22 protein-coding genes and 1 pseudogene are annotated in these 23,259 nt (G+C 64.8%); 11 read left to right on the top strand and 12 right to left on the bottom strand.

The features are described 5' to 3' along the window. Nucleotides 1-3: 3 nt before the first annotated feature. Nucleotides 4-366 carry a hypothetical protein gene (locus tag AADZ78_RS14630; protein WP_239656271.1) on the bottom strand — a complete coding sequence of 121 codons (363 nt, stop codon included), beginning with the start codon at nt 364-366 and terminating at the stop codon, nt 4-6. 325 nt (nt 367-691) lie between these two features. Here AADZ78_RS14630 and AADZ78_RS14635 point away from each other — a divergent pair, with 325 nt between their 5' ends. Next, nucleotides 692-1,537, top strand: coding sequence for a ribonuclease Z (locus tag AADZ78_RS14635; RefSeq protein WP_085253542.1), 846 nt, complete (start codon nt 692-694; stop codon nt 1,535-1,537). A gap of 176 nt (nt 1,538-1,713) precedes the next feature. Then, nucleotides 1,714-2,358 (top strand): response regulator transcription factor, encoded by a 645-nt coding sequence (locus tag AADZ78_RS14640; protein ID WP_085253556.1) that lies wholly within the window; start codon nt 1,714-1,716, stop codon nt 2,356-2,358. A 59-nt stretch (nt 2,359-2,417) separates the two neighbouring features. On the opposite strand, the gene AADZ78_RS14645 is transcribed toward AADZ78_RS14640, so the two are convergent. The 5 genes from AADZ78_RS14645 to AADZ78_RS14665 form a co-directional block, all read right to left on the bottom strand. Further along, nucleotides 2,418-3,539 carry a PPE family protein gene (locus AADZ78_RS14645; protein WP_085253541.1) on the bottom strand — a complete coding sequence of 374 codons (1,122 nt, stop codon included), beginning with the start codon at nt 3,537-3,539 and terminating at the stop codon, nt 2,418-2,420. Between the two features lie 18 nt (nt 3,540-3,557). Continuing rightward, nucleotides 3,558-3,860, bottom strand: coding sequence for a PE family protein (locus AADZ78_RS14650; RefSeq protein ID WP_085253540.1), 303 nt, complete (start codon nt 3,858-3,860; stop codon nt 3,558-3,560). 289 nt (nt 3,861-4,149) lie between these two features. Further along, nucleotides 4,150-5,337, bottom strand: a complete 1,188-nt coding sequence (locus AADZ78_RS14655; protein ID WP_085253539.1) for a sensor histidine kinase — start codon at nt 5,335-5,337, stop codon at nt 4,150-4,152. Between the two features lie 95 nt (nt 5,338-5,432). Continuing rightward, nucleotides 5,433-6,644 (bottom strand): hypothetical protein, encoded by a 1,212-nt coding sequence (locus tag AADZ78_RS14660; RefSeq protein WP_085253538.1) that lies wholly within the window; start codon nt 6,642-6,644, stop codon nt 5,433-5,435. Nucleotides 6,645-6,826: 182 nt separating this feature from the next. Next, complete coding sequence (locus AADZ78_RS14665; protein ID WP_085253555.1) at nt 6,827-7,726, bottom strand: haloalkane dehalogenase; 900 nt, start codon at nt 7,724-7,726, stop codon at nt 6,827-6,829. 90 nt (nt 7,727-7,816) lie between these two features. Here AADZ78_RS14665 and AADZ78_RS14670 point away from each other — a divergent pair, with 90 nt between their 5' ends. Beyond that, a complete protein-coding gene (locus tag AADZ78_RS14670) occupies nt 7,817-8,428 on the top strand; it encodes a TetR/AcrR family transcriptional regulator (protein ID WP_085253537.1) in 612 nt (203 codons plus the stop codon). On the opposite strand, the gene AADZ78_RS14675 is transcribed toward AADZ78_RS14670, so the two are convergent. Then, nucleotides 8,418-9,425, bottom strand: coding sequence for an NADP-dependent oxidoreductase (locus AADZ78_RS14675; RefSeq protein ID WP_085253554.1), 1,008 nt, complete (start codon nt 9,423-9,425; stop codon nt 8,418-8,420). The genes AADZ78_RS14670 and AADZ78_RS14675 overlap by 11 nt on opposite strands. Nucleotides 9,426-10,223: 798 nt before the next feature. On the opposite strand from AADZ78_RS14675, the gene AADZ78_RS29065 reads away from it, so the two are divergent. The 3 genes from AADZ78_RS29065 to AADZ78_RS14685 all read left to right on the top strand — a co-directional run bounded on the left by AADZ78_RS29065 (nt 10,224) and on the right by AADZ78_RS14685 (nt 12,760). Continuing rightward, a complete protein-coding gene (locus AADZ78_RS29065) occupies nt 10,224-10,319 on the top strand; it encodes a phosphopantetheine-binding protein (protein WP_169726431.1) in 96 nt (31 codons plus the stop codon). Between the two features lie 266 nt (nt 10,320-10,585). Then, nucleotides 10,586-10,792 (top strand): hypothetical protein, encoded by a 207-nt coding sequence (locus AADZ78_RS14680; protein ID WP_085253553.1) that lies wholly within the window; start codon nt 10,586-10,588, stop codon nt 10,790-10,792. A gap of 261 nt (nt 10,793-11,053) precedes the next feature. Further along, a complete protein-coding gene (locus AADZ78_RS14685) occupies nt 11,054-12,760 on the top strand; it encodes an FAD-dependent monooxygenase (RefSeq protein WP_085253536.1) in 1,707 nt (568 codons plus the stop codon). Between the two features lie 205 nt (nt 12,761-12,965). Here AADZ78_RS14685 and AADZ78_RS14690 read toward each other — a convergent pair whose 3' ends face one another. The 3 genes from AADZ78_RS14690 to AADZ78_RS14700 form a co-directional block, all read right to left on the bottom strand. Next, on the bottom strand, nt 12,966-13,766 hold the full coding sequence (locus AADZ78_RS14690; protein ID WP_085253535.1) for a glycoside hydrolase family 16 protein: 801 nt from the start codon (nt 13,764-13,766) through the stop codon (nt 12,966-12,968). 62 nt (nt 13,767-13,828) lie between these two features. After that, nucleotides 13,829-15,019: a PPE family protein gene (locus AADZ78_RS14695; RefSeq protein ID WP_085253534.1), complete on the bottom strand. Its 1,191-nt coding sequence runs from the start codon at nt 15,017-15,019 to the stop codon at nt 13,829-13,831. A 42-nt stretch (nt 15,020-15,061) separates the two neighbouring features. Then, nucleotides 15,062-15,361, bottom strand: coding sequence for a PE family protein (locus AADZ78_RS14700; protein WP_085253533.1), 300 nt, complete (start codon nt 15,359-15,361; stop codon nt 15,062-15,064). Between the two features lie 578 nt (nt 15,362-15,939). Here AADZ78_RS14700 and AADZ78_RS14705 point away from each other — a divergent pair. Beyond that, nucleotides 15,940-16,257, top strand: a complete 318-nt coding sequence (locus AADZ78_RS14705) for a hypothetical protein (RefSeq protein WP_139829106.1) — start codon at nt 15,940-15,942, stop codon at nt 16,255-16,257. Between the two features lie 4 nt (nt 16,258-16,261). Here the strand turns inward: AADZ78_RS14705 and AADZ78_RS14710 are convergent, their stop codons facing one another. Next, nucleotides 16,262-16,903: a cutinase family protein gene (locus AADZ78_RS14710; RefSeq protein ID WP_204081642.1), complete on the bottom strand. Its 642-nt coding sequence runs from the start codon at nt 16,901-16,903 to the stop codon at nt 16,262-16,264. A gap of 469 nt (nt 16,904-17,372) precedes the next feature. On the opposite strand from AADZ78_RS14710, the gene AADZ78_RS14715 reads away from it, so the two are divergent. The 4 genes and pseudogenes from AADZ78_RS14715 (at nt 17,373) to lnt (ending at nt 22,815) form a co-directional block, all read left to right on the top strand. After that, nucleotides 17,373-17,768, top strand: a complete 396-nt coding sequence (locus AADZ78_RS14715; protein WP_085253530.1) for a PPOX class F420-dependent oxidoreductase — start codon at nt 17,373-17,375, stop codon at nt 17,766-17,768. 130 nt (nt 17,769-17,898) lie between these two features. Further along, complete coding sequence (locus AADZ78_RS14720) at nt 17,899-18,405, top strand: FxsA family protein (protein WP_085253529.1); 507 nt, start codon at nt 17,899-17,901, stop codon at nt 18,403-18,405. Nucleotides 18,406-18,435: 30 nt separating this feature from the next. Continuing rightward, a complete protein-coding gene (locus tag AADZ78_RS14725; protein WP_085253528.1) occupies nt 18,436-20,031 on the top strand; it encodes an amidohydrolase in 1,596 nt (531 codons plus the stop codon). Nucleotides 20,032-20,167: 136 nt separating this feature from the next. Beyond that, nucleotides 20,168-22,815, top strand: a pseudogene (gene lnt / locus AADZ78_RS14730) (apolipoprotein N-acyltransferase). A gap of 20 nt (nt 22,816-22,835) precedes the next feature. Here lnt and rbpA read toward each other — a convergent pair. Beyond that, nucleotides 22,836-23,171, bottom strand: coding sequence for an RNA polymerase-binding protein RbpA (gene rbpA / locus AADZ78_RS14735; RefSeq protein ID WP_085253525.1), 336 nt, complete (start codon nt 23,169-23,171; stop codon nt 22,836-22,838). Nucleotides 23,172-23,259 lie beyond the last annotated feature (88 nt).

Consider the following 23,259-nt stretch of genomic DNA (forward strand, 5'->3'; position numbering starts at 1 on the left):
GCACTAGCCCGTGCTGACGCACCCGCTGACGCTGACGTGGCGGCCCACGTTGGCACAGACGTTGGCGTAGCCGGCCGGGTCTGGTGGCGGAGGGGGTGGTGCGGACTCCGACGGCGGCGGGTAGTAGGCCGGCGGCGGTACGTATTGTTCGACGGTACCGGCGACATCCGTACACCCGCCGACCGAGACGTGGCGGCCGCCAACACTGGCGCAGGCGTCCGCGCGGGCCTGTGCGGGGGCCGCGAGGCTCAGGGCGCCAGCGGCCGCGGTCATCGCCAACACCAACGCGGCGACCGATAGCCAAGACCGCGCACGCCCGGACTCGTTGTGTGTCCGCCTGCTCATCCGGTGGGCGGTGTCATTCATTCGATTCCCCTATTCCGCATGGATTTCGCGGCAAGCAGTTGCTCGCCGCACTGCCCACTATCGGCTGGTAATCGCGACAAATCTGTCGGATGAACGCCGGATTTGGCGGATGAACTTCTCTCCCCCTTTTGGAGGAGGATCGGGAGGTCCTCGCTACCGCAAGGAAACGCTGCAAGCCATCTCACATCTACGAAACATGCTGTCGCGGTATATATTTCGTAGCGGCACCGTACCTCGCGGGCCGCCGCGGGGGCGGTTCGGCCGACCATGATCGGGTCACCGGAGGCACTGGCGCCGGGATGAGCAGTTGTGGCATACCTGTGGCGTGATTGAAGTTACTTTGCTGGGCACCGGCAGCCCGATCCCGGATCCGCTGCGCGCGGGCCCGTCCACACTCGTGCGCGCGGGTGGTCAGGCTTTACTCGTCGACTGCGGCAGGGGAGTGCTGCAACGCGCCGCCGCCGTCGGTCTGGGCGCCAACGCGCTGACCGCGCTGTTGGTGACCCACCTGCACAGCGACCATGTCGCTGATCTCGGTGATGTGTTGATCACCCGGTGGGTCAGCACGTTTGGCCCCGATGCAGCGCCGTTGCCGATCATCGGTCCACCGGGAACCGCCGCGATGGTGGAGGCGACGTTGGCCGCCTTCGGCGCCGATATCGGCTATCGGATTGCTCACCACGCCGACCTGACCCAGCCGCCGGCCGTCGAGGTGCACGAACACACCGACGGAATTGTCTGGGACCGGGACGGAGTTCGTGTCTTGGTGGCGCCGACGGACCACCGCCCTGTGTGTCCGACGATCGCGTTTCGTGTCCAGCACGACGGCGTCTCGGTCGTGTTGGCCGGCGACACGGTGCCGTGCGAAGGCCTTGACCGACTGGCCAGCAGAGCGGATGCCATGGTGCACACCGTGATTCGCAAGGATCTCGTCAAAGCGTTGCCCCTACAGCGCATCCGAGACATCTGCGATTACCACTCCTCGGTGGAAGAGGCGGCTGCAACCGCCGCGCGCGCCGGTGTGGGCACTTTGGTGCTCACCCATTGCGTACCGCCGATCGCACCAGGTCAAGAGGAGGCCTGGCGGGCCTGCGCTGCGGCACATTTCGACGGGCGCATCGAGCTGGGACCCGATCTACATCGCGTCGAAGTGACCCGCGCCAGCCGATGAGCGCATCCGTGGCCGCCGTGCGGCAGAGTCGTCCTGTGACCCCAACATCCAGTAACTGCGTGACCGGAAGCGAGCAAATTGCCACGCCATTCGGACCGGGAAGCAACAATGAGGAGGCGCCCGTCCGCCCCTCGGCCGGGGCCAGCAAGCTTTGCAGCGAGCACTTGGAGCAACCCATGGCCGACCCCACTCGAGTCACAGTCGTCGTGGCCGACGATCATCCGGTAACGCGGCAAGGTGTGGTGCGCGCGTTGAAGTCCAGCGGGCGGGTGCACGTCGTCGCCGAGGTGGCGGACGGTCGCGCGGCCCTGGACGCCATCCGGCAACTCAGACCGGCGGTAGCCCTGCTCGACTACAAGATGCCCGAGCTGGATGGCCTTGAAGTCACTCACGCGATTACCCGTGATGGGTTGCCCACGCACGTGGTGTTGCTGAGTGCCTTTGATGACAGCTCGGTTGTGTACAAGGCTCTGGCCGAGGGCGCTTCGGGGTATCTAACCAAGGAATCCGATAGCGACGAAATCGTGAACGCCGTGGTCAAGTGCGCCAGCGGCGAGGCGTACCTGCCCACCGGGATAGCCGGAGGGTTGGCGAGCGAAGTCAAACGGCGGGCCAGGGGAGCGACGACGTTGTTGACCGAGCGCGAAAGTCAGGTGGTGAAGATGATGGCAGACGGGATGTCGGTTCCGCAGATCGCGTCGCAACTTCACCTGGCAACCAGCACGGTTAAGACGCATGTCCAGAGCCTGTACGAGAAGCTTGGTGTCTCCGATCGGGGAGCGGCCGTCGCCGAGGCGATGCGGCGCCGACTGCTGGAATGACGATCCGCTGAGGTGCGCTGAAAGGCCGCCCCCAGTTATCCGCCCAGTTATCCGCCCAGTTATCCGCCTGCAACCGGGCGCATCATCACGGTGAGCCGGAATCCGTATCGCGGAATCGAGTCGCCACCGCCGCGACCCGCGCCCGTCGCCATCGGTATCCCGGGCATTCCCGGGCCCCCTTCCATGACCATGGGCGCGCCGCCTCGTCGGGTAGCCGGCAACCCAGCCGCGCCGTGCCCCTTCGGCGAAGCCATCGTGGTCCAGCTCGGCGGCACGGACATGTGGCCGATCGACGGAGCATGTCCCAGGCTCGCCGATATCGCCGGCGGTCGCGCACCGAGACCCGCTGAACGCATCGTGCCGGCTGCGGAACTGAGCCCGCCCGTAGCCGAACCCAACGCCTTCGCCGGCGCCGCGGCGGCGGTCGCCACCGCGTTCACAGCGGACATGGCCGACATGCACGCACCTGTAATCTGCGCAGCCGTAGTCCCGAACGCCGCCATGTCGGAAAGGAACTCCAGGAAGTTGTAGACCCATAGCGGTGGCGTGAACGACGCGAGCCGATCCAGCGCCTGGGGCACCGTAGCGATCACTCCCGCGCCCACCGACATGACGACCTGGCCAACATCGGCGGCCCGCCCGGCCAGCGCGACCGCCTTGGTGATCACCGGCGGCGGGGTGAACGGTGTCAATGTCGTTGCCGCGGCCGAGACGGCGGCGTAGCAGAACATGGCCGCGGCGTCCTGCGCCCACATCTCGGCGTAGAGCGCTTCGGTGGCCGCGATCGCCGGGGTGTTCTGACCGAGGAAGTTGGTCGCAATCAGCGACATGAGGAGCGCACGGTTGGCCGCGATCACCGGCGGCGGCACGGTCATGGCGAACGCCGCCTCGTAGGCAGCAGCCGCCGCATTGGCCTGGACATGCGCCCGCGAAGCCTCCGCGGCCGTGGCGCTCAACCATGTCACATACCGTGCCGCCGCGGCCGCCATCGCTGTCGATGTGGGGCCCAGCCACGGCCCACTGGTCAACCCAGAGATCACCGAGGCATACGAGGCCGTAGCCGCGTGCAATTGGTCGGCCAACTCCGCCCATGCCGCTGCGGCCGCCAGCATCGGGCTGGCCCCAGGGCCTAAATACATTCGGCCCGAGTTGATTTCAGGTGGTAAAGCTCCGAAATCCATTCCTGATCCTCTGGCCAATTAACTGCTGGCCGCGACCACATTCGCGGCCTCGGTCCCCGCGTACGAATCGGCTCCGGCCCGCAGGGTGGTCACGAACAGTTCATGAATCGCTACGGCCTGGGCGCTGAACGCTTGATACATCTGGGCGTGCGCGGCGAATTGTGCTGCGGTTAATGCCGATACCTCGTCTGCGGCAGCGGGAATCACCCCGGTCGTAGGGCCGGCTGCGGCGGCGTTCTGGGCAGTTAAGGCAAAGCCGACACCCCGCAAGTCGTCGCTCGCCGCCGCCAGCATTTCTGGTGCGGTTATCACATAGGACACGGGTCCCCCTTTGCGAAACGGGCCGACTCTGTGGAATTGCGTTTGCGCTCAGATGGGTTATTGAGTTCACGTTCCGAGTAATAAGTGATAACAACCACATAACTAAGATGCCCTGGCGAGACGGCAATGCGCATCGGCTGACCGGCTACACAGAGGATGAATTTGCGCCCCCCAATTGACGGAGCGCTCTTCTGCTAATTCTGCACGTCATGTCACGAGTTTGTCTGGCGCCCAGCGAGATTCAGATTCGTAGCGATCGTAGTGCCACTCGCGCCCACGAGGTGCGGCGTCAGTGCCGTAGCGGCAGCTCCACGCGCACGTGTGCCCCGACGGGCTCATTGACGATGGTTAGCGTGCCGCCGGCGGCTTCCACGCGCGACCGATGCGAGGCCAGACCGATGTGTCCCTGTGCGAGACGCCGTGCCGCGGCGTCACGGCTGATACCAATCCCATTGTCTACCACATCGATACGAGCCACGTCACCGGCGACTGCCAGTTTCACCGATGCCCTGCTGGCCTGCGAATGACGGGTCACGTTGGCCAACAACTCGCGGACCACTCCGAACAGGATCGGGTCGATCGCATTGGCTGCCTGGTAATCAGTGTCGGTTGTGATCAGTATTCCCGAGCGAGCCGCCGCAACCGACGCCAGCTTTTCGACGGCAGCGGCCAAGCCGACCTGATCGAGTACGGCTGGGTGTAGCTCGAAGGTCGCCTCGCGCAGCAACCGCGAAGCGTCCTGCAGGCTCGCCAGTGCGTGCTCGAGAGGCGCATCGGGGGAGACCTTGACGAAGTCTGCGATATCACGCCGTGCGGCCAGCACATCTTGCAGCGGTCCGTCATGGATGGATTCTGAAATCTGCCGGCGTTCGGCCTCCGAGGCGGTCATCGTCTGCGCGAGTAACTCATCGCGGGACCTCGTCAGTTTCGCCATTTCGTCGACATTTCGCAGCCGAAAAATCACCACCAATAGAGCTGTGCCGCAGATAAATCCGTACATCAGCACGATCAGCGCCGTTATCCCTGCGCCAAGACGTGGTGCGATCACCGGGTCCAGCAGAACCGATGCGGTAAATACCGCAAGGCTACAAGCCAGCACGGTGGCGGCCCGTCGCACCGACAACTCGACAGCCACCATCCTCGGTAGCAACGCCATCACCAACAGCGGAATATATCCGCCGGGCGACAACAGCTTGAAGCCGAACACCGCCGCGACGTCAACCAACGCGAAAGTCAGTAACGCTTTGTCACCGGTAAAGCGCGACTTTGCCGCAGAAAACGCCACTGTCAGCGTGCATATCGCGATGAGCGCGTAGCTGCTAAGCAGCGCAATCTGCGCGGGCCATCGAGTCGGATCGGTGTCGATCACCATCCCCAAAAGCATGATGATGACCACTCCGCCGCGAAGCATGGATCCGGCCTGCAATGAACGCAACCGCTGTTTGCGAAGGACCTGCTCGACATCGGTGCTGCTCATCGTTTCTCTAACATACGACGGGACGTCAGCAATTTTGGTGTTTCTCGCGTCCCATGCCGCGAATGTAGATCGTTTCTGCCTCAACCGGATTGCGATCAGACCACACCCACTCGCGCAAGGGTGCACAAAGTCGGATAGTACAGATCGCGATTCCATCCGACCGCGGGAAACACGACACCCTGGAAGAGGCTTGGGACCGCAGCGCGCGCACGTTCATGCCCGGTTTCGATATCGAGCACCACGACATGGTCTGCGCAGCGGCGCGCCCCTGCCGCGCGCACCCGCCGATTGTTCAACAACGGCCCGCCGTACCCCATCAGTCGGCGCAGACGATGGCCGCGTAGTCCGGGGAGACGGGCGTGAAAGTCGTTGATGACGACCTCGCCGGTGTCGGCGAATCGGACCATGTGGCTGGCCGTGGCGTACGGGCGCCGCCACAGGCGTTCCAGGCCGGCATCGCCGAGGCGCCAGGCGGCGAGAACGGCGTTGGCCGAGTCGTAGCCCAGTGCGATCCGGCGCTGTGGGTCGTACAACGGCGGGTTGGTGACGGCACCCCGCGCGATGCCGCAGATGTCGACGAACTCGTGATCGGTTGCGTCCGTTAGGGAGACACGGATTAGCTGATTGGCGCTGGTCGCCACACCGGCGGCGAGCATCGAATGGGTGTAGGTGTGTTCGCCGTTGTTCAGAAACCACATGTGGCCGCCGTCCACCACCGGATCCCAGCCGTAGCTCTGGTCCGGTCGGCCACCGTAGCGCAGCACCCAGCTGTCATCGAGCTCCAGTCGTTCCGCCGCCGGGTCCCAGATGTAACGGTACGTCGTGGTTACACCTACCACGTAAATCGCGTGGCCGTCGCTGGACAGCCGTGCGATCGTTCGCTCGGGCAGCTCGACCTCTGCGCAACGCGGCTGCAGGCGTTCGGGTTCCAGCAACGAGAGCCGGGCTCCCCGCGAGTCGTTCTTCCTATCGAAATCCTTTGTGGCGATGGTCCCATCGGCGAGGATGACGAAGGAGTTGTACGGGCGGGGCTGGGGCAGCTCGCGCCGCTCGATCACCGAGCAGTCCGGCGCCAGTCGATGGCACCAGCGTCCAAACACCGTGTACAGCGAGCCGTTGGCGTGGGCCGCGAGTCCGCCGGGCCAGAACGGCCCCGCGGCTAGTTCCGGTGAACGTTCCAGTGGCCGTAGCGACTCGGGATCGATCCGCTCGACCCACCCGGTCGACGGACTGGCGAGCATCCGCGGCCCCAACGTGTGCCGCAGCACATACACCTCGCCGGGATCGCGAAGCACCACCATCGTCACCGCGTAGGCGTCTCGAGTTGTTACCTCAAGGCGTTCACCGTCAGCGATACCGAGCCCGCGGTTGCCGTGCGGCGCCTGGGTACGTCGCGGGCCCCCGTCCTCGCCCGGCCACGGGCTCGGCCAATATCCTGCCAGGGCAGCATCGCGACTGGAGTCGTTGGTAAGCAACTGTTTGCGACTGGCTAGACCTTGGCGAGCAGACCAAGCAGTTCCCCGGCCAGTTGCTCGCCGCGGTCTTCTTGAAGGAAGTGCGCGGCACCCTCGATTCGCACCTGCTCGTGTGCAGAGGGGATTAAGTCGCAAAAAGCCTGCCCCGACCTCGGGTACGGGAAAACCGGGTCACTGTCGGAGAACGCCACCAGTGCTGGTTTGTGCCAGCGCGACAGCTCCTCTCTGACGGCTAGCATCTCCGCCACGCCGGGCGCGTCCTCGCTGATGGGGACCAACAGAGGAAATTGCGCAGCGCCGGCCTTCGACTCAGCGCTCGGGAAGGGCGCGTCATAGGCGGCCACGACGTCTTCGGACAGCTGGCTGGTCGTGGCTCCTTGGATGACGAATCCGACGGGCAGATCCGGGTTCTTCTCCGCGAAGTCGCGCCAGGCCATGAATCCCTTGGACACTCGCCCGATGAACACACCGGTGTTCATAATCATCAGCGCCTCAACCCGATCGGCGTTTTCCACCGCCCAGCGCAGTCCAATCGGGCCGCCCCAGTCTTGGACAACCACAGCCGCGTTGTGCAGGTCGAGAGCGCCCAGCACCTTCGCGACCAACTCGCTGTGGCGATCGTAGGTGTACCAGCGCCGGTCGGTGGGTTTGTCGGAGCGGCCGAAACCCGCGTAGTCGGGAACGATGACCCGGTGCCCTGCCGCGACCAGCGGCACAAGCATCTTGCGATAGAGATAGGCCCACGTCGGCTCGCCGTGAAAACACACCACCGGCGATCCCTCCCGTGGCCCCTCATCCAGGTAGTGCATCCGCAAACCGTCGACTTCCAGGTAGTGCGGTTCGAAGTCGTACCCAGGAAGATGCTCGAAGCGCGAATCGGGTGTTCGAAAAACCTCCGGGGCGCTGGAACTCATTGCTGCCATCTCCAATTCGGTAGGGCCGGCGATGCTGAACACCGTAACGGATTTTTGACCGACCAGTCAACTATCCGATAGACTTCGCGAGTGCCACGAACTTCCGACGCCCGGGATCGCATTTTGTCAACCGCGGCACGACTGTTTCTCGAGCGCAGCTACCACGACGTCGGTGTCGAGGAACTCTGTGCCGCGGCTGACGTTCGCAAAGGCAGCTTCTACCACTACTTCTCGTCGAAAGCTGAACTGGCAAAAGCGGTTATCGATCTGCACACGCAGGCTTTTCAGGCGCGGCTGGCCAGCCAGACCGGCGCCACAGCCGCCGACAAGTTCGCCGCCATTCCAGACGCGATCGGCGCCATCCAGGCAGCGCTGTATGCGCAGTTCGGACGCTTCGTCGGCTGCCCATTCGGCAACCTGGCAGCCGAGCTGTCGACCACCGATGAAGCGGTGCGCATCCACCTCGCCGCGCGGTTGGCCGCATTGGAAGAGCAACTCGCCCAGGTCTGCCGCGACGCCGCCGCTGCCAAGATGTTGCGCGATGACGTCGACCCCGATCGGCTGGCCCACGCGATATTCGCTCATTACCAGGGTCTTATCCTGCTCGCCAAACTGCATGGCTCGAGCGCTGCTGCGCTGGCACCCGCGCTGCACGACTTCGTTGACGGCTACCTAACCGACGCGGTCAGAGCTAGACCTTGACCACAAGCTTGCCCACATTCTTGCCGTCGAACAGCATGTTGATCGCCGTCGGCAGCTGCTCGAAGCCCTCAACGACGGTCTCGAGTGGCGTCAGCTCGCCCTTGGCAATCAAGCCGGCGATCTCGCCGATCGCCTCCGGCGCCCGGCCGAAGTGGTCGAGAACAATGAAGCCCTGCAGCGTCACCCGCTGGATCAGCAAGTTGCCGAAGGCGCGCGGGCCCGGCGGCGGGTCGGCATCGTTGTAGCCCGAGATCAGCCCACACAGCGCGACGCGCGCGCCAGTGTTGAGACGCGCAAAGATCGCGTCCATGATGTCGCCGCCGACATTCTCGAAGTCGACATCGACGCCATCGGGCGTTGCCGCGACGAGCTGGGCGGCCCAATCGTCGGCGCGATGGTCCACCGCCACGTCGAAGCCGAGCTGCTCGGTCAGCAGCGCGCACTTTTCCGGGCCGCCGGCGATCCCGACGACGCGGGCGCCGTCGGCCTTGGCGAGCTGCCCGGCGACCGAGCCGACCGCACCCGCCGCGGCCGAAACGACAACCGTCTCACCCGGCTGCGGCTTGCCTATCTCACGGATCCCGATCCACGCGGTGAGCCCGGTTATCCCGAGTGCACCGAGGTACGCGCTCGGCGAGACGCCCTCGGCTACGTCGATCGGAAACAACGGCATTGTGTCGGAGGCAACCGTGTACTCCTGCCAGCCGACGAGACCCTGAACGATCTGCCCGACAACGTAGTTGGGATTCTTCGACGCCACGACCTTGCCGAGCCCGCCCGCGCGCATCACTTCGCCGATACCGACCGGCGGTAGGTAGGTCGGCGTTTCATTGATCCAGGTGCGGTTGGTCGGATCGAGGGAAATCCAGTCGACGCGGACGAGTGCCTCGCCGTCGCCGATGTCGGGGATCGGTACCTCGCTGAGTTCGAAGGTGTCCAGACCGATGCGTCCGGTTGGGCGTTCCCGGAGCAGGAAGCGGCGGTTTCGATCGGGCATGAGCGCACGGTACCCCACACGGTATTGGCCATGCCCGATCGCGCTTTCGTGCCCGCCAAACTCTACGAAAGTGTTGCAGAATGTGCCGTTCAAGTTCGCGATGCGCCGGGTTGTCCGGCCTGCCTCAGCCAGATCCGCGTCACCCTGGCGGTAGGCCATGGACCGCGGTTGCCCTCCTTTCCCGCTGAACCGGGATTGGTCGAGACGCGCCCAATTCTGCGCTTGTGTCATACACCTCCGACATCGGGATTCCAGCATTGCCGAAATCCCACCTAGAGAAGACGTGAAAGCTGTTGAGCACCAATGAATTTGCGGCCTAACCCGACGAGCCAGCAGCGGTGGATGGAGCTTGATCGGCAGACCTTCCACTAACGAGGGGCCAGCTCGACATTTGTGAATTCTGGGCGCTAAAGCGGCCGGACCCGCCGTCTACGCACATTGAAAGCCCTTCGGGCTCGCGACCGGGGTCCAAGCCCGATACGAACTGCTTTCCCGAACGCGTCGGATTATCGCGGTTATCGAATCCTGAGTAAGCACACACCACGACCGCAGCCCACGGGGCAACGCTAGTGCGCTCCGCCTGCCCGACGCCGACCCCAGCCGCAGGTCAAGGCTCTATCCCAGCACCTGAACCCTGGCTGCTCACCCGGGGCGGGCATTGTCGTACCTCGGATTCATGACTCAGCGCGACGCCAGAGCGGTCATGGCTGTCGTCCCGGTTCCCGTATCAGCCCGATTCCGGAATACCGGGCGCCAACCACACGCGCCCAAGAGCCGCTAACCGGCAGCTACGCCCAGGTGCTCGATGTCGACCGAGTCGGAATTGACACCTCGTTGTTCGATCTGGGCGGTGATTCTCTTTCGGCCTCGCGCATCCACACAGTCGCCACGTAGCGAAATGTCCGTCTCGTCAATATTCGGGGTGGCTGATTCCCAGATCGCGTCCGATGAGCCCGGGGAAGGCCTAATACGACCGCTCGGCACCGGTACTGCCCGTGATTTGCCGTCTATCGGACGTAGGTAAGGATCGGATTTCAAATTCACGGCTAATTCTCATCTTTTGCCACGGTTTGATCACAGGTTTGCTAGGAATCCTGGGTCCGAGGCTAAGTCACATAGTCGTGGATTTGGCATTGCGCATCCGAGAGGAGTTGACAATCGTGGCGAGTGCATCGGGGGCGAAGGTAATCCACCTACAGTCACACCCGGCCTGGGCTGCCGCTCAGCAGCGCGAACGTCAACTTCAGGAAGAGATGCGTCGCCATCCGGCATATCTGGGCCGGCAACGCGCCGCCGCACTGGGGGGCGACCTCGCGATCGGTGCGCGCAACTTCGCGGTGTGCCCCAGCACCGACACTCCAGCCTGACGATTCCTAGATGCATAACTCCTAACACCGCGCCGAGCGTGGACCGGCTGCGCCGAATGTGTACTGGCAGCGAGCACACGTCGTCCGATGCCGCGGTGGTTGCACGCTCGGCGTGTCGACGATCACGTAGTCCAAAGGCCGCGGCGCCGTTGATCGGCAAGGCGATGCCGTACCGGCTTGCGTCAATCTCCCGGTAGTACTACAGTCGTAGTAGCATAAATTCACCGGTTGAGGAATTATGTTCGAAGGGGCTGGTCGGCGATGACTGAGCAATTGACTGCGGTACTGATCGTCGGGGCGGGGCCGACGGGGTTGACGCTGGCGAACGAACTGACCCGGCACGGTGTCGCGGTGCGGATCGTTGATCGTGAACCGGCGCCGCTAACGACGTCCCGTGCTTTGGTAGTACAGCCTCGAACGTTGGAAGTCTTTGACGACATGGGCGTTATCGACGAGGCGCTCGCGGCAGGTAGCCCGGCCACATCCCTGACGATCGCATTCCGGAAGGAGAAGGTGCGGGTTGACCTCGCCGGCGTCCTGACCGGACCCCAGAACTACACCGCCTACCCCGCGCTGCGCACATTGTCGCAGCACGACACCGAGCGGATTCTCACGCAGGCCCTGTCCAAGCGGGGCGTCGAGATTGACCGCGGACGGGCGCTGATCGATCTGACTCAGGACGGCGACACCGTAGCAGCGTCGCTGCGTGGTCAGAATGGATCGATCGAGACCGCGCGATGCCGTTGGATCATCGGCTGCGACGGCGCACACAGTGCGGTCCGCAAAGCGGCTGGCATCGCATTTGCCGGTTCCACCTACCGCGACGACTTCATCATGGCCGATGCCGAACTCGACTGGGAGCTGCCCCACGGCGGCCTATACGGATTTCCCAGCGCGGCCGGCATATTCGCGGCGTTTTCGATGCCAGGCGAGAACCGGTACCGCATCTTCGGCAACGTGCCCCCAGGACCCGACGGGCCCAGCGCCGAGTACAGCGAGCCAACCCACGATGAGTTCCAGGCGATGCTCGACCAGCGAGTGCCGTTCCCTGCCAAGGTGATCAAGGAGCACTGGGTGACCCGCTACCGGGTGCACAGCCGTGTCGTGCCCATTTATCGCCAGGGCAGCGTCTTCTTGGTGGGCGACGCCGCACACGTGCACAGTCCGGTCGGAGCCCAAGGCATGAACACCGGTATCCAAGATGCCTACAACTTGGCGTGGAAACTCGCGCTGGTTGAGCGCGGCATCAGCGACGAATCGCTACTCGACAGCTACGAGGCCGAGCGTCATCTCGTGGGCGTTCAGTTGCTCAAGACGACGGACCGGCTGTTCACGGCTTTGTTGGGCAACAACCCGCTATCCAGGATCGCTCGCGGTTGGCTAGGCCCAACCGTGGCGGCACGAGTGCTCACTCAGCGCTCATTGCGCCGTTGGTTCGTTGGCACGGTCGCGCAGTTGCGGCTGCACTACCCCGACAGTCCGCTCAACGCCCAGGACGGCTCCGGCTGGGCTGACGCTCCCGCTCCAGGCGACCGGGCACGAGAAGCCGACGTGCTGATCGACGGGAAGCCGGGACGCCTCTACGAGGTATTTCGCGGCATCCACCACACCGTGCTGCTGTTCACCGGGCTCGACGATCGGGCGCGACCGGCCGTCGAGCTGTGCCGGATCGCCGAACAGATCGAGCGGGCCTATCCCGGTCTGGTGCGGGCGAGCGTAATCACGGCGGAACGCTTCGCCGACCATCCGATGGCACTGGGTGATCCGGATCGATCGGCACACCGTCAATATGGCGTCGCATCGCCCTGCGCGTTTGTCATTCGGCCGGACGCACATGTCGGCTACCGCGGGCGGGCGGTGGACCTAGACCGGCTGCTGGGTGACCTAGCGACCCGACTGCCCCGCGGTGCTGCAAACTCGGGCGCCACGACACCGCCGAGCCGGGCCGCGGGCGCGGGCAACGGCTAAGGCACCCGCTGTCCACGGCAGCGGGCAGGCGATCCCGCCAATGTTCCATGCCCCCAGACCACTAGTGCGGTGCGAATGGCGTCGGGGCGGGTCCTCAGCCAGGCACCTAGGGGCGGGCGACGACGCCGACTGCACATTGGCGTGCAGGCGACAAAACCGCCGGCCGTGACGCGCGACGAGCGGCCCGACGTCCATGTGTCGTGTCCTACCAGACGCGCACCCAGTCGACGAGCATCTGCGCAGGATAGGTTCCCGGACCGGGATCGCCGCCACCGGAACCAGCGACCGCGAGATTCAAGATCGGAAACACCTGGTAGCCGGGGTTGTTGAAGGGCCAGTCCGCCAGCGAGTTCGCCGACACAGTGAAGTATGGCTGCGCGCCGTCCACATAGTCCTGCCAGAAGCGCATACCCGCCTCATCCCACTGGACCCGCCAGGTGTGCCAGGCACTGTCCAGCGCGAGGTTGTGGGTCTTCCATTCGGAGCCGTTGGCTTTTGCGTGAACGGTGGTCGCTGCAGGCCACTTACCGTTGCCGTACCACTCCAGGATGTCGATTTCGCCCTGAGCATCACTGGACAACCACCAGGCGGGCCAGCATCCGGCCGTGAGGCAGTCGAGCTTGATTCGGGCTTCCCAGGTGTGGCCGCTGCCCCCTTGCCACGGGCTGAAAATCTTGCCGCCGTAGTAGGTGTTGCCATCCTTGGCGGCGCGGATCACCAGGTTGGAGTTGCCATCGAGGAACACGTTCTGCCGATCGTCTCGATACTGGCCGACATGTTCGGGTAACTCCCAATACGTCGGGTCCTTGATCGTTTCGCGGGCTTTCGACACCGTCCATTTCGACGGATCGGGGGCTGCGCCGGCAGGCCCATCGAACTCGTCATGAAAGAGGAAGTTTCCGGGCTGACTGTTGGGCGCGGCACGAGCCGGTACGACCGGCGTTGCGACTACCAGCGCACCGATGCCCGTCATCAACAACATGCTGCGACGATCCATCTCGGGCATAAGCAAGGCACCATAGCAGCCCAGGCCGTACGACGCTAAAACTGAGAGCGCCCCGAGTGGGGTCACCCGGCGGCAGGTGGTTTTGCCATCACCGAGGGCCTGAAACCGTAACTCGGCAGGTTGCGCCCGTAGTGACCGCCGACAAACTGGCCAAACGGGGTCATCGGAAGGGTATTCAGCCCTTCCGCCCCCGCCGGGACCGTAGCGGCGTTGGTAAGTGCCGCCACCCCGGGGTTCGTCATGGCGTTCACCGGAGCCCAGCTCGCCGGCACCGACAACCCGCCCAGCGGAAGCGCCTTCCCCAGACCCGCCGCTACGCCACCGGCATTGGCTGCCGTCGATCCAGCCGCTGCGCCTAATGCCTGCGCCGCACCTTCGGCGGCCTTTGCCGCGGGAGCCGCCAAACCCTTCGCAAACGTGGTCATGGCCGTGATCCCGTTGCTGATCTGCCCAAAGGACTGTCCTATCTGGACGGACATCTGCGCCGACGAAATGTATCCACCGAGATACTTCGTGTACATCGAGGCCAGATCGTCGAACGGCGTGTTATTGACCAGAAAGTCATCGATTGGCTTGAGGCTTGACATGCTCAAGTTGGGCGAAGACAGGGTGTTCAACAGGCCGGAAATTTCGTTGTTCATGCCGCCCAGTACCCCCTGCACGCCGTTCTGCGCGGAGTTCTGGGCTGCGGCCGCGACCGCGTTGGCCTCGCCAGCCACCCCGAAGGGAGTGGTCACTTCCGCCGGCTCGTTGAATTCGGTCAATTGCGACGCCGTCGACGAAGAACTCGCGTAGGCGTACATCGCAGCGGCGTCCTGGGCCCACATCTCGAAGTACTCCGCCTCAACGGTGGCGATCGCCGCGGTATTTTGGCCCAAGAAATTCGTCGCGATCAACGCCGCCAGCAGAGCACGGTTGGCTGCGATCACCGGCGGCGGCACGGTTGCCGCGAACGCTGTCTCGTACGCCGCCACGGCTGCGCGCACCTGACTTGACGTCAACTCGGCCTGCTCAGCGCTACTGTCCAGCCACGCGACGAACGGAGTCGTGGCCGAAACCAGCGACGCTGACGCCGGCCCCAGCCACGGACCGCTGGTCAGCCCGGCAATCACGGACCGATGCCCCGCGGCGGCCGCGTGCAAGTCAGCGGACAGCCCGGCCCAAGCCGCCTCTGCGGCGAGCAACGAACCCGCACCCGGGCCGGTGTGCATACGCCCAGAATTGATTTCTGGGGGCAACATCCCATAGTCCACGTCTGAAACCTCTCTAGATCTCAGTACGACCAGCCGACCCGCTCAGCCAGCCGCCGTTGCGTTCGCCGCCTCGGTCTCCGCATACGAACCCCCGCTGGCCGCCAACGTTGCCGCCAACGACTGTTGAATCCTGACCGCACGCGCGGCCAGCGCTTGATATCGCTGCGCATGGGCGGCGAGCTGTGCCGCCGTCAGCGCTGAGACCTCATCGGCGGCCGCCGGAACAACCGCGGTCGTCGGCCCGGCTGCAGCCGCATTGCCGACAGAGAACGCGGCGCCGATCGACTGGAGATTGCTGGCTGCCGCCGACAGCAGCTCTGGATATGCGGTAACGAAAGACATGGGATTTCCCTTCAGCGATACGGGAACCTGCCGAACACGCTGATGTACTCGGCTACCTCGAACGCTATAAACGGGAAGCTGACCTACTCAACGCAGCTGATCGCGCGGAATTGATCCTGACCTTGCTGTTTTGCTAACATTCATGCTGATTTAATCACAGGACCTTCACAGGAATTCCCCACGATCTGTTCATTGAACATACGCACATTTGTGCCGCGATAAGCAGAAAAATGTCCCTGGATGTCACAGCGCGGCGGCAACGGCCCGACCGCAGATTTCAACTACGCGGGGCGTCCGGCCCCTATCACCCTCACCGCCGGTTTCCAAGATAATTATTCACCCCGAGTTAATGTATCCGCACGCGATTCTCACGGCCCAAGGCGAAAGAACCAACCGGAGCGCCTATTACCAGAATAAAATCAGGCTGATGATATGACTTTACCAAATTGGGTTGAGGCGTCCTTCGCGCACCGGGCAATTTCGAACTCCGTCGCGGTCACCGATCCAGGGGCCCTGCCAGTTGTTGGCCGAGGTGTATCTGGTCCGTGATCTTCATGCGACGGCGACAAAGGACGCTCATGTTCATGATGGCGCTTGCGGTTATCGCCGCACTGCTGATGGCACTGTTCCTCGGCTATCACTTCGGCCGCCGCGCTGGCTCGACACCTGCAATGCGGAAGCGGCGAAGGCGTCGAGCGGCACTGGGCGGGCTCGCTCTCAGCCTGATCGTGCTGATGGTTGCGCGCCGTATCCAACAGGGCTTTGTGGTCAAACGTGCCCTTCCCGGCGCGGCAGGGGGCTGGGGGCTGAAACTTATTGAGGCGCTTCAACTCCGACGGGGTCGACGGCGGTTCCACAGGCCGATGACGCGTTGGGCCCAGGTGACGCGCGCGTGATCGACTACAGCTTGCTGGCCACGAAGTCGGCGGCCTGGTTGGCCATGCCTGCCTGGATGTATGCATTGGCGAGATGTTGCGGCCAGTTTTCTTTCCAGGTGTTCGGGTCGGCCGGGTTGCAGACCGGATCGGCTCCATGGCACAACTCGATGGTCCGGTCGTTGTAGAGCGGGCTGAAGTTCGTGATGGGCCCAACCCACTGGCTCCCGTTGCCGAACAAAGCGACAGCCGCGATGTGCTGATCGGTGCCGTCTGGCAGGGGGCTGTCGAATCCAAACGCGGACATCGGAACCGCGAGCACGATGTCGGTGACCGCCGCGCCCAGCGAGTAGCCGCCCAACACCAGCCGGGTGTCCGGGCAAGTGTTGACCATGTATTGAATGTGGCGGCTCATGTCGTTGGCGCCGACATCAACTTCGCTGTCGGCGGGGTACTTCACCGCATAGGTGCCCATGCTCTTGCCGCCGAGCTTGGAGCTGAGCGCGTTGATGAAGGCGTTACCGAGTACGCCGGGCCCTGGCGATTCGAATCGGCCGCGGGCGAAAACGACCTCCACCTGCGGACATCTCGCCGCAGCGGCGGATGGCGCCGCCGGCAGCGTTGTTGACGGTAACACCGCGTCAGCGACCGTTAGTGTGGCGGCGATTGCGAACGCGGCAACGCCAACCCGAAGCCCAACGACAAGCGATTTGAGGGGAACGACAAGAGATTTGAGGGGAAGGGAAGCGTGCACAGAAGGATGTTAGCGATTCACGCCGGGTTGGGCGCTTCGAAAAAAGCATGAAAAGCGAGGACCTGGAGTCTCTGGGCTGTCACCTGCGCTGCTGGCCGTCTCGGCGAGCCATGCAGCGTCCGTGGGCTCAGGTCCGAGACCGCACGTGACGCAACCGGGACGGGACCGACATACCGAAGAAGCCCGGGGCGTAATCTGCGTTCGGGACGAGCTGAGGAGCGTTTTAGCGATCACGGCCAATCGGCTTCGTGGCACCATCGGTTGCCCGAAGGTTGCATAACCACGTCAAAGATCATCGGTAAGCCGCGTGCGGGAAAACCGCACGCACGGATTGAAAGGAGGAGGGGAAACGGGCTCATCAAGCACCGCACCCCGAGTACCAATGACGCCCACCTTCGCCGACCTCGCTAAGGCGCAATACATCCTGCTGACCACCTTCACCAAAGACGGCCGGCCCAAGCCCGTCCCGGTCTGGGCCGCCTTAGACAGCGACGACAGCGACCGCCTGCTGGTCATCACCGAGGGAAAGTCGTGGAAGGTCAAGCGAATTCGCAATACCTCCCGCGTGACGCTGGCCACCTGCACCATGCGTGGACGCCCGACCAGCGAAGCCGTCGAGGGCACCGCCGTCATCCTGGACAAGTCACAAACCGGTGCCGTCTACGACGCGATCGGTAAGCGGTACGGGATCGTGGGCAAGGTCTTCAACTTCTTTAGCAAGCTGCGCGGCGGCATGGAAAACAACGTAGGAATCGAGCTCAAACTTGTCGACAACTAAGGCAATAACCGTCACTCGGATTTCGACTGCAGACACCAGTTCCGAGTGAGTCACGGATGTCGTCATCTAACTGCGGCCGCGACGTGGCCATTCGAGGAACTCGGGCATAGCTCACGGACGTTGGCCTGACATGGTAAGTCGGCTGCTTCTCGGGTATGCCGTCGTCGAGCTCATGGCGGTTGTCGGGCTGGCGTCGGCGATCGGGTTGGGCTGGACCTTGTTGGTGCTGCTGGCCACCTTCGTGCTGGGCTTGGTCGTGTGGGCTCCCATGGGCGGTCTGCAGCTCGGCCGGCAAGTCATGCAGTTGCGATCGGGTCTGAAGGACCCGCGCACCGCGCTGAGCGACGGCGCGCTGGTCGCCATGGCCACGGGCCTGGTCCTCGTTCCCGGGCTGGTCACCACGACCCTGGGACTGCTGCTGCTGCTGGTCCCCCCGATACGTGCGGTCGCTCGCCCAGGGTTGACCGCCCTTGTCGGGCGAGGGTTGGCGCAGCGTGTACCGCTGATCGACGTCACGGTCGGTGACGAGCACCAAGACCACCACCGCCAGGACTTCATTGATGGCGAGGTCATCGACGTCCAAGAGGGATGGGTAGGCGAACCGCCCGTCCTGCCGCCAAGCTCCGATTTCCGCTGAGCCGCGGTCTTCCCCGCGTAGTTTTGCCCTGTGGTCCAGATTCCCACCAAGCTGCTGGTCAACGGCCGGGTACATAGCCCGACCCACCCCGAAGCCACCGCCATGGCGGTGCGTGGGAATGTGATCGCGTGGCTGGGCAGCGACGACGTGGGCCGCAACCACTTCCCGGACGCCCAAGTGGAAGATCTCGACGGCGGATTCGTCGCGCCAGGATTCGTGGACAGCCACATCCATCTGACCGCGACCGGCCTGACGATCAGCGGACTGGATTTGCGTGCGGCACGCTGCCGCGCGCAGTGCCTGCGGATGGTCGCCGACTACGCGGCCGCCCACCCAGGCCAACCGGTGTGGGGGCATGGCTGGGACGAGTCGACCTGGCCGGAGAACAGCCCGCCCAGCACGGCCGACCTGGACGCGGTACTCGGTGACCGGCCCGCCTACCTGGCACGCGTCGACGTGCACTCTGCACTGGTCTCGACGGGGCTGAGCCGGCTGGTCCCCGAACTGCCGCCAACAACCCCGCAACAGCCGCTGACCGGCGACGCCCACCACCTAGCCCGGGCCGCCGCCCGCGACCTCCTGACCGACACGCAGCTCGCCGAAGCCCGCGCGGCCGCACTCCATGCCCTGGCCGCGGCCGGCGTCGTCGCGGTGCACGAATGCGCCGGCCCCGAAATCGGCGGGCTAGACGACTGGTTGCAGCTGCGCGCTCTCGATCACGGCGTCGAGGTGATCGGCTACTGGGGTGAGGCGGTGGCCAGCGCCGCGCAGGCCCGGGAGCTGGTACACGACACCGGGGCCCGCGGGTTGGCCGGTGACCTGTTCATCGACGGAGCCCTCGGGTCACGTACCGCCTGGCTGCACGAGCCATACGCCGACGCACCCGACTGCATCGGCACCTGTCATCTCGACCCCGAGGCCATCGAAGCCCACCTACGGGCGTGTACCGAGGCGGAGGTGACCGCCGGTTTCCACGTCATCGGCGACGCTGCCGTCTCGGCGGTCGTCGCCGCCCTCGAAACCGTCGTCGACGACCTCGGGGTGGTGGCCGTTGCTCGCTGCGGGCACCGCCTGGAACATCTGGAGATGGTCACCGCGGAGCAGGCCGCAAAGTTGGGCGCCTGGGGCGTCATCGCCAGCGTGCAGCCAAGTTTTGATGCGCTGTGGGGCGGTAGCAACGGCATGTACGCTCACCGGCTCGGTGTGAACCGAGGTTGCCAGCTCAACCCCCTTGCGCTGTTAGCATCCCAAGGCGTGCCCCTCGCGCTTGGCTCCGACGCCCCGGTGACCGGGTTTGAGCCGTGGCTAACCGTGCGCGCGGCGGTCAATCACCGCACGCCGGGCAGCGGGGTATCGGCGCGAGCCGCGTTCGCCGCAGCGACTCGAGGCGGCTGGCGCGCCGCCGGTATCCGCGACGGCATGACCGGCATCCTGGTCCCGGGCGCGTCCGCCTCCTACGCGGTGTGGGACGCCGGAACGCTCGACGTCAGCGCGCCGCGCGACGGGGTCCAACGCTGGTCAACCGACCCGCGTTCCCGGGTGCCCGCCTTGCCGCGGCTGGGCCCCACGGACGCCTTGCCACGCTGCCGCCAGACCGTGCATCGAGGTGCGGTCATCTATGGCTAGGCAATGGCGCGGCCGACGGGCCCTGTGCGCCGACGTCGACGAAATCGATCCGGTGGCCCCCAACGATGGGGCCGAACCGGCTCCAGAGCAGTCAGAGCAGCCAGAGCAGGAGGAAAGCCCCGCCGGTTCGCCGGGCATGCCGAGCAAGGCGAACCGGCTTGGTGTCGCGGCACGATGGCTGCGGGCAAGGGTCGGTGCCGGTCTAGCGGCGGGGCTGCCGGCCGCACGGGCCGCGCTGCGGCCGCGGTGGTCCCGGCTCGTGGTCGCCGGATTGGCGGGTCTGCTGCTGTACGCCAGCTTCCCGCCCACGAACTGGTGGTGGGCGGCGATCGTCGCCCTTGCCCTGTTGTCGTGGGTGCTGACTCACCCCGCCACAACACCGCTGGGTGGGCTCGGTTACTGCTTCCTGTTCGGTCTGGTGTTCTATGTGCCGTTGTTGCCGTGGATCGCCACCTTGGTAGGCGCTATGCCCTGGCTGGTGTTGGCGACGGCTTCCGCCCTGTTTCCCGGGCTCTTCGGACTGTTCGCGGTTGTGGTCCGTCGGCTGCCGGGCTGGCCGATTTGGTTCGCGGTGCTATGGGCGGCGCAGGAGTGGTTGAAGTCGATCATCCCGTTCGGCGGATTTCCCTGGGGGTCGCTAGCCTTCGGTCAAGCCGACGGCCCGCTGCTGCCATTGGTTCAACTCGGCGGCGTTTCGCTGCTCGCGGCGGCGATCGTGCTGGTAGCAAGCAGCTTGACCGCGATCGCGCTGGAGATCGAGAAGTGGTGGCGGTCCGGCGGCCAGGTGCGCCTTCCGGAGTCCAACGCAAGCGGCCCGCCGCCGCCGGCGGTGGTGCTGCCGGGCGTTTGCATCAGCCTGGTCCTGTTGGCCGCCATCGTCGTCTGGCCGCAGGTGCGGCACTCCGGGGCGGGATCCGGCGGCGAACCCACGGTCACCGTCGCTGTCGTACAGGGCAATGTGCCCCGGCTCGGTCTGGACTTCAACGCGCAACGTCGAGCGGTACTGGACAACCACGTCCGCGAGACACTGGTGCTGGCTGAGGACGTGCATTCCGGCATCGCCCCGCAACCGCACTTCGTCATTTGGCCGGAGGATTCTTCCGACATCAATCCACTGGTCAATGCCGACGCCGGGCAGCAGATCTCCGAGGCTGCGGCTGCGATCGGGGTACCGATCCTGGTCGGCACCGTGCTCGACGTTCCAGGTCGCCTGCAGGAAACCCCGGAATTCACCAACACGGTGCTGGTCTGGAATCCGGTTACCGGGCCGGCTGACCGTCACGACAAGGAAATCGTGCAGCCATTCGGTGAGTACCTCCCCATGCCGTGGCTCTTCCGGCATCTCTCCGGGTACGCCGACCGTGCCGGCCACTTCGTTCCCCGCCCAAGCACCGGTGTCGTGCGCATCGCTGGGGTGCCGGTTGGGGTGGCCACCTGCTGGGAAGTGATCTTCGACCGCGCGGCGCGCAAGTCGGTTCTGGGCGGCGCGCAGTTGCTGGCCGTGCCCAGCAATAACGCCACCTTCAACCAGACGATGAGTGAGCAGCAGCTGGCCTTCGCCAAAGTTCGGGCCGTGGAGCATGACCGGTACGTTGTGGTCGCAGGCACCACCGGGATCAGCGCGGTGATCGCCCCGGACGGCGGTGAGCTGGCCCGCACGGACTTCTTCGAGCCCGCTTATCTGGACAACCAGGTGCGTCTCAAGACCAGGCTGACTCCTGGGACGCGGTGGGGTCCGGCCGTGCAATGGACCCTGGTTGGGGCGGCTGGGGCGGTGATTCTGGTTGCTATACGGCACAATGGGTGGTTCCCGCGTCTGACACGTCGGCGGTCCAGGCCTCCGGGCGACGACGCGCCCCCGGGCGAATCTGATGACTCGGGTGTGCCGCCCCAGAGCGAATCAGAGGGCGGCCTGGAGGATAAGAAAGACACTCCGTCCGATGAGGGCGGCCGATACTCACATGGTTTCGGGCAACATGAAGGAGCTACATGACCACCGGCCAGTCTGCGCCCCAGGTCCCGGGCAGTCGGCCCAGCCAGCGCGTCTTGGTGATCATTCCCACCTTCAACGAGCGGGAGAACCTGCCGCTTATCCACCGCAGGGTGACGGACGCTTGCCCCGATGTGCACGTGCTCGTCGTCGACGACAGCAGCCCCGATGGCACCGGGGAGCTCGCCGACGAACTGGCCCAGGCCGATCCCGGTCGCACTCATGTGCTGCACCGCACCGCAAAGAACGGCTTGGGTGCGGCGTACCTGGAAGGTTTCGCGTGGGGTTTGAGCCGGCAGTACTCGGTAATTGTCGAGATGGACGCCGACGGCAGCCACGCGCCGGAACAGCTGTACCGCCTGTTGGACGCCGTTGACGCCGGAGCCGACCTGGCCATCGGTTCGCGCTACGTCCACGGGGGAGCGGTGCGCAACTGGCCGTGGCGTCGGCTGGCGTTTTCCAAGACGGCGAATACGTATGCGCGGTTGGCCCTCGGCATTGGTGTCCATGACATCACTGCCGGCTACCGCGCTTACCGGCGCGAAGTGCTCGAAGCGATCGGCCTAGACAGCGTGGACTCTCGAGGCTACGGCTTCCAAATTGAGATGACGTGGCGCACGGTGAACACCGGCTTCATTGTCGTCGAGGTGCCGATCACCTTCACCGAGCGTGAATTCGGCGTGTCCAAGATGGGCGGATCCAGCATTCGCGAGGCGCTGGTCAAGGTCACTCGCTGGGGTCTAGAGGGCAGGCTCAACCGGGCGCGAACCAGCCGCGCTCACGACCGCTCCTAACCGTTCGAAAGCTCCCGGAATCAGCTGCGGCGGCGCGACCTGATGAGTTCGAGGCGCTCCTTGAGCAGCTCCTCAAGCTCTTCGACAGACCGACGCTCCAGCAGCATGTCCCAGTGCGTTCGCGGTGGCTTGACCTTCTTCGGCTCGGGCAGGTCACCCTCGATCAGGGTGCCTTCCATGCCGTTGCGGCAGAGCCAGGTGCCGGGGATATCTGCGTCGTCGGCGAACGGAACCTCGAACTCCTCGCCGTTTTCGGTGCGGTACCGAGCGATCTGACGCGGTGCGAGGTCGTGGTTACGGTCCGTTTCGTAGCTCACGGCTCCGAGGCGACTGCCTCTCAGGACGCGATCAGCCATTCCCGCTACTCCTCTAGATCCTGTGAGCTCCTGGCTCCGGTGGTGATTCTCTTCGCTTTGGCAAACGTTGCGATCGTCTGCATAGTTC

Source organism: Mycobacterium riyadhense (genome assembly GCF_963853645.1).
GTDB lineage: Bacteria > Actinomycetota > Actinomycetes > Mycobacteriales > Mycobacteriaceae > Mycobacterium > Mycobacterium riyadhense.

Coding starts and splice junctions, on each gene's coding strand:
- AADZ78_RS14705 (WP_139829106.1), top strand. CDS start 15,940: ATGTTCATGATGGCGCTTGCGGTTATCGCCGCACTGCTGATGGCACTG.
- AADZ78_RS14715 (WP_085253530.1), top strand. CDS start 17,373: ATGACGCCCACCTTCGCCGACCTCGCTAAGGCGCAATACATCCTGCTG.
- AADZ78_RS14630 (WP_239656271.1), bottom strand. CDS start 366: ATGAATGACACCGCCCACCGGATGAGCAGGCGGACACACAACGAGTCC.
- AADZ78_RS14640 (WP_085253556.1), top strand. CDS start 1,714: ATGGCCGACCCCACTCGAGTCACAGTCGTCGTGGCCGACGATCATCCG.
- rbpA (WP_085253525.1), bottom strand. CDS start 23,171: ATGGCTGATCGCGTCCTGAGAGGCAGTCGCCTCGGAGCCGTGAGCTAC.
- AADZ78_RS14675 (WP_085253554.1), bottom strand. CDS start 9,425: ATGCCCGATCGAAACCGCCGCTTCCTGCTCCGGGAACGCCCAACCGGA.
- AADZ78_RS14690 (WP_085253535.1), bottom strand. CDS start 13,766: ATGCCCGAGATGGATCGTCGCAGCATGTTGTTGATGACGGGCATCGGT.
- AADZ78_RS14655 (WP_085253539.1), bottom strand. CDS start 5,337: ATGAGCAGCACCGATGTCGAGCAGGTCCTTCGCAAACAGCGGTTGCGT.
- AADZ78_RS14720 (WP_085253529.1), top strand. CDS start 17,899: ATGGTAAGTCGGCTGCTTCTCGGGTATGCCGTCGTCGAGCTCATGGCG.
- AADZ78_RS14685 (WP_085253536.1), top strand. CDS start 11,054: ATGACTGAGCAATTGACTGCGGTACTGATCGTCGGGGCGGGGCCGACG.
- AADZ78_RS14700 (WP_085253533.1), bottom strand. CDS start 15,361: ATGTCTTTCGTTACCGCATATCCAGAGCTGCTGTCGGCGGCAGCCAGC.
- AADZ78_RS14645 (WP_085253541.1), bottom strand. CDS start 3,539: ATGGATTTCGGAGCTTTACCACCTGAAATCAACTCGGGCCGAATGTAT.
- AADZ78_RS14665 (WP_085253555.1), bottom strand. CDS start 7,726: ATGAGTTCCAGCGCCCCGGAGGTTTTTCGAACACCCGATTCGCGCTTC.